The organism is Telluria sp. LT2P80, from assembly GCF_059685955.1.
In genome coordinates this window covers 327,680-340,970 of sequence record NZ_JCASIO010000001.1, presented here as the reverse complement: position 1 = coordinate 340,970, position 13,291 = coordinate 327,680, and the positions used below count along the sequence as shown (strand labels likewise).

Sequence of the window (13,291 nt, the reverse complement as noted above, 5' to 3'; positions counted from 1 at the left end):
CTCATCGTTTGAAGGCCTCAGCATCGCGCAGTCCTGCGTGGCCGCGCCAGCGCGATGGGGCGAACCGGACTTCAGGCGGGGCGAAGCGGATCGAGCAGGGCAGCCCGGTATTGCCGGCTGCACGGCACGACGGCGCCGCTGTGCAGCACGAGTGTGCAATCGCCTTTGCTGTGCGGGACGATGCGGTTGACAGCGGTCAGGCGCACCGCAGCGCACCGGTGGCAGCGCACGAACGCGGGGCCGAGTTGCCCGAGCAGCGTGCCCAGGGACTGGCGCAGCAAGGGCGCGCCGTCGCGCGTATGCAGCGCGACGTAGTTGTCGGCCGTTTCGAGCCACTCGATATCGGCGACCTGCACGATGCGGGTGGCGCCGCGCTCGGTCATTAGCAACTGGCGCGGTGGCGTACAGGTGAGTGCCGGCGCGCGTGTTGCTGCTGTCAGCCGGCTCTGCAGCCGACTTTGCAGCCGGTCGAGCGTGCGCCGCAGCCGCGCGCCATCGAACGGCTTGAGCAGATAGTCGACCGCCTCGGCATCGAACGCACGCAGCGCGTAGTCGTCATACGCGGTCACGAACACCACCAGTGGCGCCGGCGCCACCAGCGAGGCAGCCACATCGATGCCCGACAGTTCCGGCATCTCGATATCGAGCAGCAGCGCGTCGGGCGCGTCGCGCGCGACCAGCGCCAGCGCTTCCACGCCGTCCGCGGCTTCCGTCACTGACGTGACGCCCGGTTCGTGCGCGAGCATGCGGCGCAGGCGCTCGCGCGCCGGCCGTTCGTCGTCGACGATCAGGAGGCGCATGGCACCCTCAGTTCGGCGCGCACGCCGGCCGGCTGCAGCGCGTGCAGCGCCAGGCCCGCGCGATCGCCATGCAGCGCGGCCAGACGGGTGCGCAGGTTGATCACCGTGATGCCGGGCGTGCCGGGCGTGCCGGATGGCGCCAGCACGCCGCCATCGTCCTCGATCGACAAGTGCAGCGCGCCGTCCACGATCCGGGCCTCGACCCGGATCGCCGTCGACGCGCGCCGGTGCGCCACCGTGTGCTTGAACACGTTCTCGAGCAGCGGCTGCAGGCTGATGGCCGGCAGCCGCACCGTGAGAGCCGCCGGCTCGATGGCCCAGGTCAGCGTCACGCGCCCGTCGAAGCGTTCCTGCATCACGGCGGCGTAGCCCTGGGCCAGGCGCAATTCGTCATCCAGGCTCGCCTGCGGCTTGTCGCCCAGCGCCAGCGTCGCGCGCAGCACGTCGGCCAGCCGCACGAGGGTCGCATCGGCGCGCGCCACGTCGGTATGCATCAGCGATGAAATCGTGTTGAGCGCATTGAACAGGAAGTGTGGCTGCATCTGGCGCGTCAGGCGTTCGAGCTGGGCTTCGCGCAGCAGGGCGCCAGCCTGCTCGGCGCGCACGCGCTCCTTCATCATTTCGCGGTACGACAGCAGGCCAAAGCCGATCGTCGTGAAGATGCCGAAGAACAGTGAGATCTTGAGCGCCTCGTAGACAAACACCTCGGCCCAGGCCTCGTGCTCATAGCGCTCGCCCGCCAACGCATAGACAGCGTGGCGCAGCGCAAACACGATCGGCGTGAAGCCGAACCAGTACAGCGGCAGCCAGCGCGCCTGCTGGCCGAACCAGCGCCAGGGCGTGGCGACCAGCACGTCATGCTGCGCGCTGAAGCGGCGCTGGATCACGAACAGACAGGTTGCCACCAGTGCCGACGAGGTCTCCCACAAGACCGGCTGCCAGGGCGCGCTTCCCCCGTCGCGCCGGTAGTCTTCCACGGCGACGAGCACCATCAGCGTCCAGAACAGGAGCCAGGCAATGCCGGCGACGAGCATGGTGCGGCGTGATGGCATGGGGCGGACCGGATAGGTGAAGGCCGATCTTCCAGCATTCGTGATCGCATGTCAAAGCGCCATGCATGCTGCGTACAGTTGCTGCATACGGTTGCTGCGAAACTGCATCATCCAAGGATCAATTGCCTACCGTCAATTGGAGTTCATGCGACAATCAAGCCATGAGCGATCCGGGCCGACCTTCTTCCATGTCCTCCGATAATCGAGGCATGCGCGCGCTGGTGCGCAACCACGATTGGGCAGCAACTGCACTGGGCGACGCGGCCGGCTGGCCGCCCGAACTGCGGGTGGCCGTCGATCTGATGCTCGACGCGCGGCAGCCGGCGCTGGTTGGCTGGCGTACGCCTGCATCGGACGCCATGCCGGTGCTGTTCAACGATGCCTACGCCAGCCTGCTGGGCGAACAACCCGCCCAAGCGCTGGGCCAGCCGTTGGCCGACATTCTCCCCGCCGCCTGGCCATGTCTCGCGCCGCTGGTCGACAGTGCGCTTGCCGGCGCGCCGGCCTGGCTGGATGACGTGCTGCTCGGGCCTGGCGCGCGCCACGTCAACATTGCTTTCTCGCCGTTGCGCGATGCCGCCGGCACGGTGCACGGGTTCTTTCATACCGCTTGCGCGCTCGACGCCGGCGAGCACGGGCGCGTCGAGGCTGCGCTGCAGCGCCAGGCGCACGAATCGGCCGAGGCCAGCCGTCACCGCAGCGAATTCCTGGCTGTGCTGGCCCACGAACTGCGCAACCCGATGGCCCCGATCCGCACCGGCCTGGAAATCATGCGCCTGCGCGCCGACAGTCCCGAGACGATCGAGCGCGTACGCGAAATGCTCGAGCGCCAGACGCGCCAGATGACGCACCTGATCGACGACCTGCTCGACGTCGCCCGTGTCACCAGCGGCAAGATCGAGATCCGCAAGCAGCTGGTCGACCTCAACCGCGTGGTGGCGAGCGCGGTCGAGACCAGCACGCCGATGATTCAGGGCGCGCGTCACGTGCTCGACGTGGAGATGTGGGGCGAGCCGCTGCTGCTCGACATCGATCCGACCCGCGTCGCGCAGGTGATCAACAATCTGCTGACCAATGCGGCCAAGTACACGCCGCCCGGCGGCAGCATCCGCCTCACGGTGCACAAGGAACGCAGCGACGGCAACCGCGGCGGGCAGGCCGTGGTGGCAGTGACCGACAGCGGCGTGGGCATCCCGCCCGAACACAAGACACGATCTTCGAGATGTTCAATCAGGTCGGCCGTAATAGCGGCCTGGCGCAGGGCGGGTTGGGCATCGGCCTGTCGCTGGTGCGCCAGCTGGTGGCGCTGCATGGCGGCAGCGTCAGCGCCGAGAGTCCCGGCGCCGGCCTTGGCAGCACGTTCACCGTGCGCCTGCCGCTGGGCGCGCGAATGGCGGTGGCGGGCGACGACACGGCGCGCCAGGACCGCCGCACGGCGCAGCGCCGCACCTATCGCATCCTGGTGGTGGACGACAACACCGACGCCGCCGAAAGCCTGTCGCTGCTGCTGCAACTGAACTCACATGAGATCCGCACCGCGACCAATGGCCGCGATGCGCTGGCCCTGGCCGAGGCGTTCGTGCCGGACGTGGCGTTCCTCGATATCGGCATGCCTGGCATGACGGGCTTCGAGCTGGCCACGCGCCTGCGCGCGATGCCGGCGCTGGCGCGGATGACCATCGTCGCCGTGACGGGCTGGGGTTCGGAAGAAGATCAGGCGCGCTCGCGCGAGGCCGGCTTCGACCAGCACTTCACCAAGCCGATCGCAGCCGAAACGGTGAGCCGCCTGCTGGCGGCGCTGGACTAGGTCTTTACCTTACTCGGCGTTGCCACGGCGCTCGGCGTCGATCTCGCGCTTCATCGCGCCCACGCTGCCCATGTACTCGGCCACCGGCACATCGGGACTGGCGCGCAGTTCGGGCGGCAGCAGCACCGGCATGTACAGCTCGTCGGCGGTGCGGCCGTTGCGCTGCATGTTCCCGGCCAGGATCAACAGCGAAACCAGCACTGCGATCCCGGCGCAGGACAGGCGCAGGCGGCGCCGGAACTGCGGCGTCACGGTGGCCAGGTGGAAGTAGATCATCATCGACACCGTCACGACGACCGCATGCGAGCCGTAGCCGGTCAGCCATTCGAGCGACCACGCATAGGCCACCACGCTGGCCAGCAGGCGCACCCCGACCAGCGCGGCCAGGCCAAAGCCGACAATGAACAGATGCCGCCCGAGGCGCGCGCGGCGTCCGAACAGGCGGTTGGAAAACGCCCACATGCCGCTCCAGGCCAGCCCGGCGCCCACCGCCACCGCCGGATACACCCCATAGCGTTCGGGGTCGGCGCCGGCGTCGAGCAGCCATGCGACGAGCAGCGCGGTCAGCAGGCACAGGACGATGCCGGCGCCGCCCGGCAGCATGCCTTCCCAGCCGTGCATCGTGCGGTCGACCAGCTCGGGCGGCACCGGGTGCGCGGCCGGGCGGATGCGCAGCGACGTGTGCCCCATGCGCACGACGGTGTCGCCGCCCAGCGTCAGTTCCTTGACGCGCCGGCCCTTGTGGTTGATGCCGTTACGCGTATCGAGGTCGCGCAGCAGCAGGGCGCCATCGGCGCCAAGATCGACCAGTGCATGGTGCGCGGCTGCGTACTCGTCGTCGACGATGAAGTCGTTGTCGTAGGCGCGGCCAAGGCGGATCGGGAGCGTGGTCACGCGATGCCGGTGCAGCACCTCGCCATTGCGCGCCAGCGTCTCGATGGTCCAGGGGCCGCTCATTTGCGTACCGGGCGCCCGAAGGCGCCAAGATAGGCGCGCGTGACGCGCATGCCGTTTTCGTACGATACGCCCGACACATCGAGCCGGCTTTGCAGGCTGGCCTGCGACGCATCGGTGCTGGCCGTGAGCAGCGTGAAGTTGTACAGTCCTTCGAACTTGCGGTAGGCGCGCACGCAGGTCACGGCGCGCAGCGGCAGCGTGCGCGTGTGCACGAAGCGCTCGGTGCAGAATGGCTTGGTCAGGCGCGGATCGCCCGTGCTGCCCAGGTTATCGACCTGAAAGATGTCGGTGGCCAGCGCGGCAAAGCGCATCGGGTCCATCGTTCCCGAGCGGATGTAGCGATGGGTCATCGAGACATTACCGGTCTGCTGGACGTCCGAGACAAACACTGCCGACTGCATCACGCAACTCATGGCGTCGACCGCGTAGGCGGCGCCCCGCGCATTGGAGCGCCCCCAGCAGCGCACCTGGCCGGACTCGCGCACCGGCACCAGGTACGGCCCCATGCCCTTGAGCGTCAGCGGCTCTTCGAGCAGCCGGTCGACCATGCCCGCCTGGTGCGCCAGCAGCTGCTTGCCGATCAGCGGATTGAAATCAGGCGGCGGCGCGGCTTGCTCGGCCACCTTGCGCAGCAATTCCTGTGCGTACATCACGGGCACCAGGAAGCTGACCGATTCGCCATCGCGGCGGCGCGAGACATTGATGCCGGCCACGGTGCCGCTGGCGGTCACGCTCGGGCCGCCGCTCATGCCCGAGTTGATCGGGCCGCTGAAGATCAGGCGATCGTAGAAGCTGCGCGTGAGCACGCCGTTGTAGGCGCCTTCGGAAATCGCAAATCCCAAGTCGAGCGGATTGCCCAGCGAGTACAGCGGCTGGCCCTGGCGCAGTTTCACTTTCTGCTCGGGCACCTTGAAGAAACCGCTGCCGTTGCGGTTGATGCGCACCACGGCCAGGTCGTGCAGCACGTCGACCGCCAGCAGTTCGACCGGGCCGGTATTGCCGTCGGTGTCGATGTATTCGGCTGTATAGATGGCCGGGTCGAGGGCCATTTGCGAGACCACGTGGTAATTGGTCAGCGCGAGATTGCTGGTGCCGACCAAAAAGCCTGAGCCAACCGTGGACTGTGTACGGCCGTTCTTGAGCAGCATGCGGATCTGCAGCAGGTCGCTGCGCGCCGATTCATACAGGTCCTGCGCAGCCGACGAAGGCTGGGGCAGGGCGTCCTGCGTGTCGGCCTCGCCCGCAATCAGCTCGGTCGGCGTGGCGGCCGGCGGCGTGTCGACGGCGATCTGCGGCACGGGTGCGGCGACGGGGGCACCTGCCGGTGCAGCCAGTCCGGCGCGCGCGACGGTGCCCGCGCCCGTCTGCGCGCTCGCTGGCCGCGTGACGAGATCGAGCCCCGCGCCAAGCGCCAGGCAGGTGGTCAGGAGTGCGGCCAGGCGTGCCACGACGGTCCGGTTCATGCAGTTACCAGGAAGCAGAGGGAAGCCGCTATCTTGCCATCGGGGCGGCCAGCGCTGCGCGCGTTAGCGCGCCCACGGTCAGGCAACCGGAGCAGACGTGGCCGGGGCAACCGGCTCGCCCTGCTCGAGCGACGTGAGGGGCGCCATCATGTGGCCCAGCTTGGCCTGCTTGGTATTGAGGTAGCTGTTGTTATGGGCGTTGCGGTTCACCAGCAGCGGCACGCGTTCGGTGACCGTGATTCCCAGGCGGGTCAGGGCGTCGATCTTGCGCGGGTTGTTGGTCATCAGGCGCACCGCCTTGATGCCGAACTGGGCCAGCATCGGCCGGCACAGTTCATAGTTGCGGGCGTCGGCATGAAAACCGAGTTGCAGATTGGCTTCCACCGTGTCGGCGCCGGCTTCCTGCAGGCGGTAGGCGCGGATCTTGTTGAGCAGGCCAATGCCGCGGCCTTCCTGACGCAGGTACAGCACGATGCCGCGGCCTTCCTCGGCGATGCGGCGCAGCGCGCCTTCCAGTTGTGCGCCGCAATCGCAGCGCTGTGAGAACATCACGTCGCCGGTGAGGCATTCGGAATGTACGCGCGCCAGCACCGGCTCGCTGTTGCCCAGGTCGCCCAGTGCCATCGCCAGGTGTTCCTTGCCGGTGGCGGCCTCGACCCAGGCGTGCAGCGTGAACTCGGCCCACGGCGTCGGCAGCGCGCACGAGGTGGCGTAGTCGAGCAGGGCGGGCGGGACGTTGGCGGGAATGGCGGCGGCTTGCATGACGGTGTTTCCAATCGATGACGATAGACTTGTAAGGCGCAAGTTTATCGGAAATCGGGCGTGGCCGTGCGGAATCACCCCGACCGCCGCTGCAACACCACGGCTGCAGGTATGTTCGTACAAGGCGGTCTCGCAACACATTTAGGCAGAATGGGTAATTACCCGGGGTTTTCCTGTAACTATCGGTCGATTACCAAGTGTAGTATTGCCCTGTGCCATCATCTGCGTGCTACGCTCGGAGAATCGACACAGTCATGTCTTCCATGCAGAATCCCCAATCCTTCTGGCATCGCCTGACCCCGCGCGGGCTGGGTGCACGGCTTGCTCTCGCGTTCACGCTGATGAGCGGCATTCTCACGCTGCTGCTGGTCGAAGTGGTCGAACGCTCCGCGACGGCGCAGGTCAAGACCAGTATCGGCGGGGGCCTGGGCGAGATGGCGATGCAGACCGCCGACAAGCTCGATCGCGGCATGTATGAACGGTTCCGCGAAGTGCGCCTGATGGCGCGCCGCAATGACTTGATCTCCCCCGCGACGAGCCAGGCTGAACGGCGCCGCATCCTGGCTGACATGCAGTCTACCTACGGTTATTACGAATGGATCGGCCTGGCCGCCATGGACGGCACGGTGCTGGTCGAGGCGCGCGGGCTGCTCGAAGGCAAGAACGTCGCCAAGCGGCCCTGGTTCAGCAATGCACTGGCAGGTAAACATGTCGGCGACGTGCACGAGGCAGTGCTGCTGGCCAAGCTGTTGCCGGTGCAGCAGGGCGAGCCGCGCAGGTTTGTCGACGTGGCCTTTCCCTACTTGGATGCCAATGGCCAGCCGGCCGGCGTGATGGGCACGCACCTGTCGTGGGAATGGGCACGCGAGGTCGAGCGTTCGATCATCGCGCCGGTTCAGACCCGCAACAAGGTGCAGGCGCTGATCGTCAGTGCCGAAGGCGTGGTGCTGCTCGGGCCGCAAGACCTGCTCGACACGACCGTCAGACTGGGCAGCCTGAATGCGGCGCGCAAAGGGCGCACCGGGTATGCAGTCGAGCGCTGGCCGGATGGGCATGACTATCTGGTCGGCTACGCGTCAACCAAGGCCGTAGGCGACTACCCTGGCCTGGGCTGGCATGTGCTGGTACGCCAGGATCTCCAGGATGCCTACGCGCCGGTACGGCAATTACGCTCGCGCGCCCTGTGGAGCGGCGGCGCACTTGCGCTGCTGTTCTCGCTGGGCGGCTGGCTGCTGGCGCGCCGCATCACGCGCCCGCTGGCGGCGCTGGCCCATTCGGCCGACGGCCTGCGCCGCGGCGACACGCATGAACTGGTGCCGGCCGGGAGCAGCTATACCGAAGTGCATCAGCTGTCGGGCGCGCTCAATGCGCTGGTGACGGCGCTGGTGCAACGCCGCGCCGATCTGCAGACCCTGAACGACGCGCTGGAACAGCGGGTCGATCGCCGCACCCGTGAACTGGAACGCGCGCTGGTCGCGGTGCGCGCCAGCGAGGGCCGCATCATCGCCATCGTCGAGGCGGCGCAGGATGCATTCATTGCGGTCGACCTGCGCGGCATGATCGTCGACTGGAATCCGGCCGCCGAGCGCATGTTCGGCTGGACGCGGCACGAGGCCGTGGGCTGGCCGCTGGCGGAAATGATCCTGCCCGAACGCTACCGCGACAGCATCGGCAAGGCGCTGCAGGCATTCCGCCAGAACGGCCAGTTCATGCTCGCCCGCCGCATGGAACGCACCGTGATCAACCGCCAGGGCTTCGAGTTCACGGTCGAGAGTACGGTGACGCTGGCTGGCGAGGGCGAGGATGCGTTCTTCTCGATCTTCCTGCACGATATTTCCGATCGCAAGAAGGTGGAGCGCATGAAGAACGAATTCGTCTCGACCGTCTCGCACGAGCTGCGCACGCCGCTTACGTCGATCCACGCGTCGTTGTCGATGCTCGACGGCGGCATGGCCGGCAACCTGCCGCCCGATGCGGCGCGGCTGGTCGCGATTGCCAGCCAGAGCTGCGATCGGCTGATGCGGATGGTGAACGACCTGCTCGACATCCAGAAGATCGAAGCAGGGCATATGGAATACCAGCGCACCGCCCAGTTGCTGGCGCCGCTGATGCATCACGTGGCCGATGCGATGGAAGGTCAGGCACGCCAGGCGGGCGTGACGCTGCGTCTCGACATGCCGCCAGGCGCCGAATTTGTCCAGGCCGAGATCGACCACGACCGTATGGTGCAGGTGCTGACCAATCTGGTATCGAATGCGATCAAGTTCACGCCGGGCGGCAAGGACGTCATCCTGGGCCTGGCGCAGCGGCCGGGCTGGGCGCGCCTGAGCGTGACCGATGAAGGGCCGGGCATTCCACCGGCGTTCCAGAGCCGCGTGTTCGAACGCTTCGCGCAAGCCGACGCCGCCGACTCGCGTCAGCGCAGCGGCTCGGGCCTGGGCCTCTCCATCAGCAAGGCGATCGTCGAAGAGCATGGCGGGTCGATCGGATTCGAAACCCGCGCCGGCGCAGGGACGCGGTTTACGGTGGAGTTACCGCTGGCCTGACCGTGACTTAACGCAGGTCGTGCAGCGCCATGCCACCAAAACTTTCCCAGGCCCCGAAGGTGCGTTCGAGCTGTGGCAGCAGCCGCAACAGCGCGCCCTTGTCGGAATGGAAGCTGGCGTCGGCGGCATCGATCTCCTGGCTGGCGGCCAGCGCATAGGCCTGCGCCTTGTCGTGCGCTGCCGGCACCTGCTGCAGCAGCAGGATCTTCTGGCCACCCAGTGTGAACACGAGCAGGTCGCCGCGCGCGCCCGGAGGACGACGTTCGTAGCGGCGCTGAACACCGGCGCCAATCGGCCCTGCATCGAGCGCCACGCGCACGGTCTTGCCATGCTCGACGCCCCAGTCGAGGAACGGGACGGCCAGGCGGTAGATCTGCGCCGGATCGGTGCGGGGACTCTTGACGGTCAGGATGTCAGCGTGCTTTGCCAGCCCGGTCAGCAGCGCGCCCTTGTCGGCCCACCAGTGGGGCACGACGAAGTCCAGCGTCAGCGGGCCGGCCGCCTGGCGCAGTTTCGCCGCCAGTTCGAGGTAACGCCGATCGCGCTGCGCCTGTGGCAGCACGTGGGCCGGGACCAGGTACGGTTCAATATGGTATTGGACACCTTTCAGGCGCGCCCCTTCGGCAGCAGACGCGTTGTAGGCGGCGTAGGCACGCATGCGGGCGACGGCCGCATCCTGGGACGCCGGCAGCACCATCTCGGGGGCGCCTTCCATCGCGCTGACCGCGATGCCGCGGCTGCCGGCCTGACGCACGAAGGCGCCCAGCTGCGCCGCGTCGTCGACACTGCCGTCCCGCAGCGGGACCGTGATGAAGACCGCGCCGATCTTTTGCTGGACCGCCCAGTCGAGCAGCGCTGCGCCGCGTTCGCGCCATTCGTTCGGACTCCAGGTCCAGGTCGCGCGCGCTGCCGCAGCCGCATCGGCGTCATTGGCAGGCTGGAGCGTCAGCGCGGCGACCGTGAGTTTCGCGGCGCCTTGCGGACAGGCCAGCGACAGCGCGCGCCAGTTGGCACGGTCCAGTTTTTCGGGCAGGTCGAAGCGCGCTGTCTGCACGGGTTGGCCGGCATCCAGGCTGCCCAGATCGAACGTCTGGTCCGGCTTGCCCGGCGCGCCGCTTGAAACCTGCAGCGCAAAGCGGCCTTCGCCGGAATACGCGGCCTGCAGTACGGCGCGTGCGCGTGGCATGAACCACGGGCCGAGCAGTGTGACACTGGCCGGTTTGGCGCCGGCGCGGCAGGTCAGGTACAGCCGGCCGTCCTTGACGTCAGCGCTGATGCGCGCCGTATCGCCATGGGTGCGGGTCTGCATCGCGCCCAGCAGGCTGGCGCCAAACGGCATCGGGGTCTGCGGCCGCGGGGCCGGCTGGTCGCTCACCAGCGTGTGTTCGCTGACGCTGAACGACTTGCCCTTGTCGGCCTCGATCCCGCGCAGCAGGATGGTCTTGCCAGGGCTGGCGTCGGGCGGCAGGAAGTGCAGCGCCTGCACACCCATGACGGCCGTCGGCAGTGGCAGCACGCGGCAGTTCGCTTGCTGCTTGCCGGGTTCTTCGGTCACGATGGCGTGCAGGATGGTGCCGTCGGGCGCGGTGGTCTGCGCGGTGATGGCGCCGGGGGAGACGACCAGCGGACCCGGGCACAGCTGCAGGCTGGCAGCAAACGCGGGTGTGATCGACAGCGAGACAATAAACAGGAGTGGGAGCGAACGGGACATGACTTGATTTTAAGTCAAGAGCCCGAATTGGCGCGTACGGTTCGGCCCCGTCAGGCGCCCTGGACCTGGATCAGGCGCCGCACGCGCGCCAGCAGGGCATTGGGCTCGAACGGCTTGCTGACGAAATCGTTGGCGCCGGCGTCGAGCGCGCGCACCGTATCGCGTTCGGTATTTTTTGCCGTCAGCATCAGGATCGGCACGGCGTTCCAGTCGGGCCGTGCACGCACCAGCGCAACCAGCTCGAAGCCGTCCAGGTAGGGCAGCATCACGTCGAGCAGGATCAGGGCCGGTGCCTCGGCGGCGGCGGCGATGTGCGCGCTCGCGACACGGCCGTCGGCCAGGTGCGTGACACGGTAGCCCTGGCGTTCGAGCATGAAGCGCAGTACCTGGGCGATATGGTCATCGTCTTCGACAACCAGGACCAGCGGCGATGATGCTTGTTCGTTCGGCATGATGAACCCGTCAGTGAATGTTCGATTATACCGATGTGGATGCCCGGTATGTCACGGAAATTGCCACAAAGTATCAATTGCCGGCGACGGCCGGGCGCGCCGCGCAGCGGATCGAGCAAACCGCGCAAATCGTTGTGATCGAGTTCATACATCAGGGCCAGCAGTTGGCCCAGTTCGCCGCGTGGAAAGCCCTCGCGGGCGAGCCAGCCAAGGTAATGGCCGGGCATATCGGCAATCTTGCGGCCTTTGTATTTACCGTAAGGCATTTCCCGAACCAACAGGAGGGCTAAATGGTCAGCATTCATTGTGCGGCACTTTAGCAAACAACGGCGACGTTGTAGCATTTCGATGACAAGGGAGGCCACCCTGAACAATCAATTTGATCTCGACCGTTTTGTGCAGGCGCAGGATCCGGTATATGCCGCGGTGTTGACCGAGCTGCGCGCCGGCCACAAGCGCACGCACTGGATGTGGTTCGTGTTTCCGCAGATCGCCGGCCTGGGCACGAGCGCCATGGCGCAGCGCTATGCAATTGCGTCCGCCGACGAAGCGGCCGCGTATCTGGCGCACCCCGTGCTGGGAAAGCGCCTGCGCGAATGTGCCGGCATCGTCGCCGCGCTCGACGCCGATTCGGCCGGCGCCATCTTCAGTCATCCGGACGAGCTGAAATTTCACTCGTCGATGACGCTGTTCGCCGACGTGGCGCCGGATGAAGCCGTGTTCCAGGCCTGCATCGACAAGTACTTCGACGGCCAGGCCGACCCGGCCACGCTGGCCCGGCTGTAACGGTGTGACTGCAGGGACTCAGGCCTCGGCCAGCTGCGCCAGCAGGTCGTCCGGGCGCCCGCGCATGGCCACGTGCAGGATCACTGCCGTGTTCAGGCGCAGCGCCGGATGGCTCGCGCGGTGGCGCGCAAACCAGAACACCTCGTCGAGGTCTTCGTCGGCGTGCTGCGACACCGTCACGATCTGCTCGGGTGGGATGTCGTCGTAATCGAATGCTTCGAGGGCGGCGTCCTCGACGGCGTCGTGCCAGCTTTCGCATTCCTTGCCCCAGGCCAGCATGCTGCGGCAGCCCGACGCGACCAGCCAGCGCGCCACGTCCCAGCGCCACATTTCGTCGCTGTCGTCATCGATGACGACGATCGCCATGAACGGCGCCAGGGCGGTCAGGTCGGGCAGGGCGTCGTGGGGCCGTAGTTGCAGGTAATGGGCTTTGGCTTGCATGGTGTCGGTGCCGGGTCGGTGGTTCAAAGGCGTCATTATCGCAGCTGGCGGGCGCTGCGACGATCGCCGGTGCTCAATCGGCGGGGATGCTGCCATCGATCAGCATGGCGCGCAGGCGCAGGCGCCGGTGTTCGAGCGCGCTCATTTCGGCTTCAATGGCGGCCAGTAGCTTGCGTCGTGCTGGCGCGGTTTCCGGACACATGGCGGCGCCGTCGACGGCCAGCATGCAGTTCGGGAACGCCGCGATGTCGGCCAGGCTGAACCCGGCCGCGATCAGGCGGCCGATCCGGCGCACCTGCGTGACGGCGGCAACCGGGAACACCCGATAGCCGTTGTCTGCCCGGCCCGATGTCAGCAAGCCCTGCGCATCGTAGTGACGGATCGAGCGCACCGAAGCGCCGCTGCGGCGCGCCAGTTCGCCGATCGACAACCTGGCCTGCTCGTCCGATGGCATTGCATACATATCGCTTGACCCTCACACTAATGTCAGGCTCGAGGATAGCAGTTCATCGAC

Annotated in this window: 12 protein-coding genes and 2 pseudogenes; 4 read left to right on the top strand and 10 right to left on the bottom strand. The window is 67.2% G+C overall.

The window, feature by feature from the left end:
* Positions 1–71 precede the first annotated feature (71 nt).
* Together AC56LW_RS01470 and AC56LW_RS01465 are read right to left on the bottom strand one after the other, a co-directional pair.
* Positions 72–800, bottom strand: coding sequence for a LytR/AlgR family response regulator transcription factor (locus AC56LW_RS01470; protein ID WP_499630943.1), 729 nt, complete (start codon positions 798–800; stop codon positions 72–74).
* On the bottom strand, positions 788–1,852 hold the full coding sequence (locus AC56LW_RS01465; RefSeq protein ID WP_499630940.1) for a sensor histidine kinase: 1,065 nt from the start codon (positions 1,850–1,852) through the stop codon (positions 788–790). The genes AC56LW_RS01470 and AC56LW_RS01465 overlap by 13 nt, the downstream gene beginning before the upstream one ends.
* 65 nt (positions 1,853–1,917) lie before the next feature.
* On the opposite strand from AC56LW_RS01465, the pseudogene AC56LW_RS01460 reads away from it, so the two are divergent.
* Together AC56LW_RS01460 and AC56LW_RS01455 are read left to right on the top strand one after the other, a co-directional pair.
* Positions 1,918–3,173 (top strand): annotated as a pseudogene (locus tag AC56LW_RS01460) (sensor histidine kinase); the annotation flags it as partial.
* A gap of 144 nt (positions 3,174–3,317) precedes the next feature.
* On the top strand, positions 3,318–3,659 hold the full coding sequence (locus tag AC56LW_RS01455) for a response regulator (protein WP_499632845.1): 342 nt from the start codon (positions 3,318–3,320) through the stop codon (positions 3,657–3,659).
* Positions 3,660–3,668: 9 nt separating this feature from the next.
* On the opposite strand, the gene AC56LW_RS01450 is transcribed toward AC56LW_RS01455, so the two are convergent.
* The 3 genes from AC56LW_RS01450 to ribA form a co-directional block, all read right to left on the bottom strand.
* Positions 3,669–4,616 (bottom strand): FHA domain-containing protein, encoded by a 948-nt coding sequence (locus tag AC56LW_RS01450; protein ID WP_499630937.1) that lies wholly within the window; start codon positions 4,614–4,616, stop codon positions 3,669–3,671.
* A complete protein-coding gene (locus AC56LW_RS01445; protein WP_499503057.1) occupies positions 4,613–6,079 on the bottom strand; it encodes a S1 family peptidase in 1,467 nt (488 codons plus the stop codon). The genes AC56LW_RS01450 and AC56LW_RS01445 overlap by 4 nt, the downstream gene beginning before the upstream one ends.
* Positions 6,080–6,157: 78 nt before the next feature.
* Entirely contained in the window at positions 6,158–6,841 is a 684-nt protein-coding gene (gene ribA / locus AC56LW_RS01440) for a GTP cyclohydrolase II (protein WP_499630934.1), read from the bottom strand.
* 254 nt (positions 6,842–7,095) lie between these two features.
* On the opposite strand from ribA, the gene AC56LW_RS01435 reads away from it, so the two are divergent.
* Positions 7,096–9,387 carry an ATP-binding protein gene (locus AC56LW_RS01435; protein WP_499630931.1) on the top strand — a complete coding sequence of 764 codons (2,292 nt, stop codon included), beginning with the start codon at positions 7,096–7,098 and terminating at the stop codon, positions 9,385–9,387.
* Between the two features lie 7 nt (positions 9,388–9,394).
* On the opposite strand, the gene AC56LW_RS01430 is transcribed toward AC56LW_RS01435, so the two are convergent.
* The 3 genes and pseudogenes from AC56LW_RS01430 to AC56LW_RS01420 all read right to left on the bottom strand — a co-directional run.
* Positions 9,395–11,098: a hypothetical protein gene (locus AC56LW_RS01430; RefSeq protein ID WP_499630929.1), complete on the bottom strand. Its 1,704-nt coding sequence runs from the start codon at positions 11,096–11,098 to the stop codon at positions 9,395–9,397.
* A gap of 50 nt (positions 11,099–11,148) precedes the next feature.
* Positions 11,149–11,550 (bottom strand): response regulator transcription factor, encoded by a 402-nt coding sequence (locus AC56LW_RS01425; RefSeq protein WP_332531072.1) that lies wholly within the window; start codon positions 11,548–11,550, stop codon positions 11,149–11,151.
* Between the two features lie 101 nt (positions 11,551–11,651).
* Positions 11,652–11,855: pseudogene (locus AC56LW_RS01420) on the bottom strand (DUF3820 family protein); the annotation flags it as partial.
* A gap of 43 nt (positions 11,856–11,898) precedes the next feature.
* On the opposite strand from AC56LW_RS01420, the gene AC56LW_RS01415 reads away from it, so the two are divergent.
* Positions 11,899–12,336 (top strand): DUF1810 domain-containing protein, encoded by a 438-nt coding sequence (locus AC56LW_RS01415; RefSeq protein WP_499630926.1) that lies wholly within the window; start codon positions 11,899–11,901, stop codon positions 12,334–12,336.
* An 18-nt stretch (positions 12,337–12,354) separates the two neighbouring features.
* On the opposite strand, the gene AC56LW_RS01410 is transcribed toward AC56LW_RS01415, so the two are convergent.
* Positions 12,355–12,777: a DUF7684 family protein gene (locus tag AC56LW_RS01410; protein ID WP_499630924.1), complete on the bottom strand. Its 423-nt coding sequence runs from the start codon at positions 12,775–12,777 to the stop codon at positions 12,355–12,357.
* Between the two features lie 73 nt (positions 12,778–12,850).
* Positions 12,851–13,240 (bottom strand): MerR family transcriptional regulator, encoded by a 390-nt coding sequence (locus tag AC56LW_RS01405; protein WP_499630921.1) that lies wholly within the window; start codon positions 13,238–13,240, stop codon positions 12,851–12,853.
* Positions 13,241–13,291 lie beyond the last annotated feature (51 nt).

What these genes read in the sequence shown, in the direction of transcription:
- AC56LW_RS01470 (WP_499630943.1), bottom strand. Translation starts at nt 800, where the DNA reads ATGCGCCTCCTGATCGTCGACGACGAACGGCCGGCGCGCGAGCGCCTG.
- AC56LW_RS01465 (WP_499630940.1), bottom strand. Translation starts at nt 1,852, where the DNA reads ATGCCATCACGCCGCACCATGCTCGTCGCCGGCATTGCCTGGCTCCTG.
- AC56LW_RS01425 (WP_332531072.1), bottom strand. Translation starts at nt 11,550, where the DNA reads ATGCCGAACGAACAAGCATCATCGCCGCTGGTCCTGGTTGTCGAAGAC.
- ribA (WP_499630934.1), bottom strand. Translation starts at nt 6,841, where the DNA reads ATGCAAGCCGCCGCCATTCCCGCCAACGTCCCGCCCGCCCTGCTCGAC.
- AC56LW_RS01445 (WP_499503057.1), bottom strand. Translation starts at nt 6,079, where the DNA reads ATGAACCGGACCGTCGTGGCACGCCTGGCCGCACTCCTGACCACCTGC.
- AC56LW_RS01450 (WP_499630937.1), bottom strand. Translation starts at nt 4,616, where the DNA reads ATGAGCGGCCCCTGGACCATCGAGACGCTGGCGCGCAATGGCGAGGTG.
- AC56LW_RS01435 (WP_499630931.1), top strand. Translation starts at nt 7,096, where the DNA reads ATGTCTTCCATGCAGAATCCCCAATCCTTCTGGCATCGCCTGACCCCG.
- AC56LW_RS01410 (WP_499630924.1), bottom strand. Translation starts at nt 12,777, where the DNA reads ATGCAAGCCAAAGCCCATTACCTGCAACTACGGCCCCACGACGCCCTG.
- AC56LW_RS01405 (WP_499630921.1), bottom strand. Translation starts at nt 13,240, where the DNA reads ATGTATGCAATGCCATCGGACGAGCAGGCCAGGTTGTCGATCGGCGAA.
- AC56LW_RS01415 (WP_499630926.1), top strand. Translation starts at nt 11,899, where the DNA reads ATGACAAGGGAGGCCACCCTGAACAATCAATTTGATCTCGACCGTTTT.
- AC56LW_RS01430 (WP_499630929.1), bottom strand. Translation starts at nt 11,098, where the DNA reads ATGTCCCGTTCGCTCCCACTCCTGTTTATTGTCTCGCTGTCGATCACA.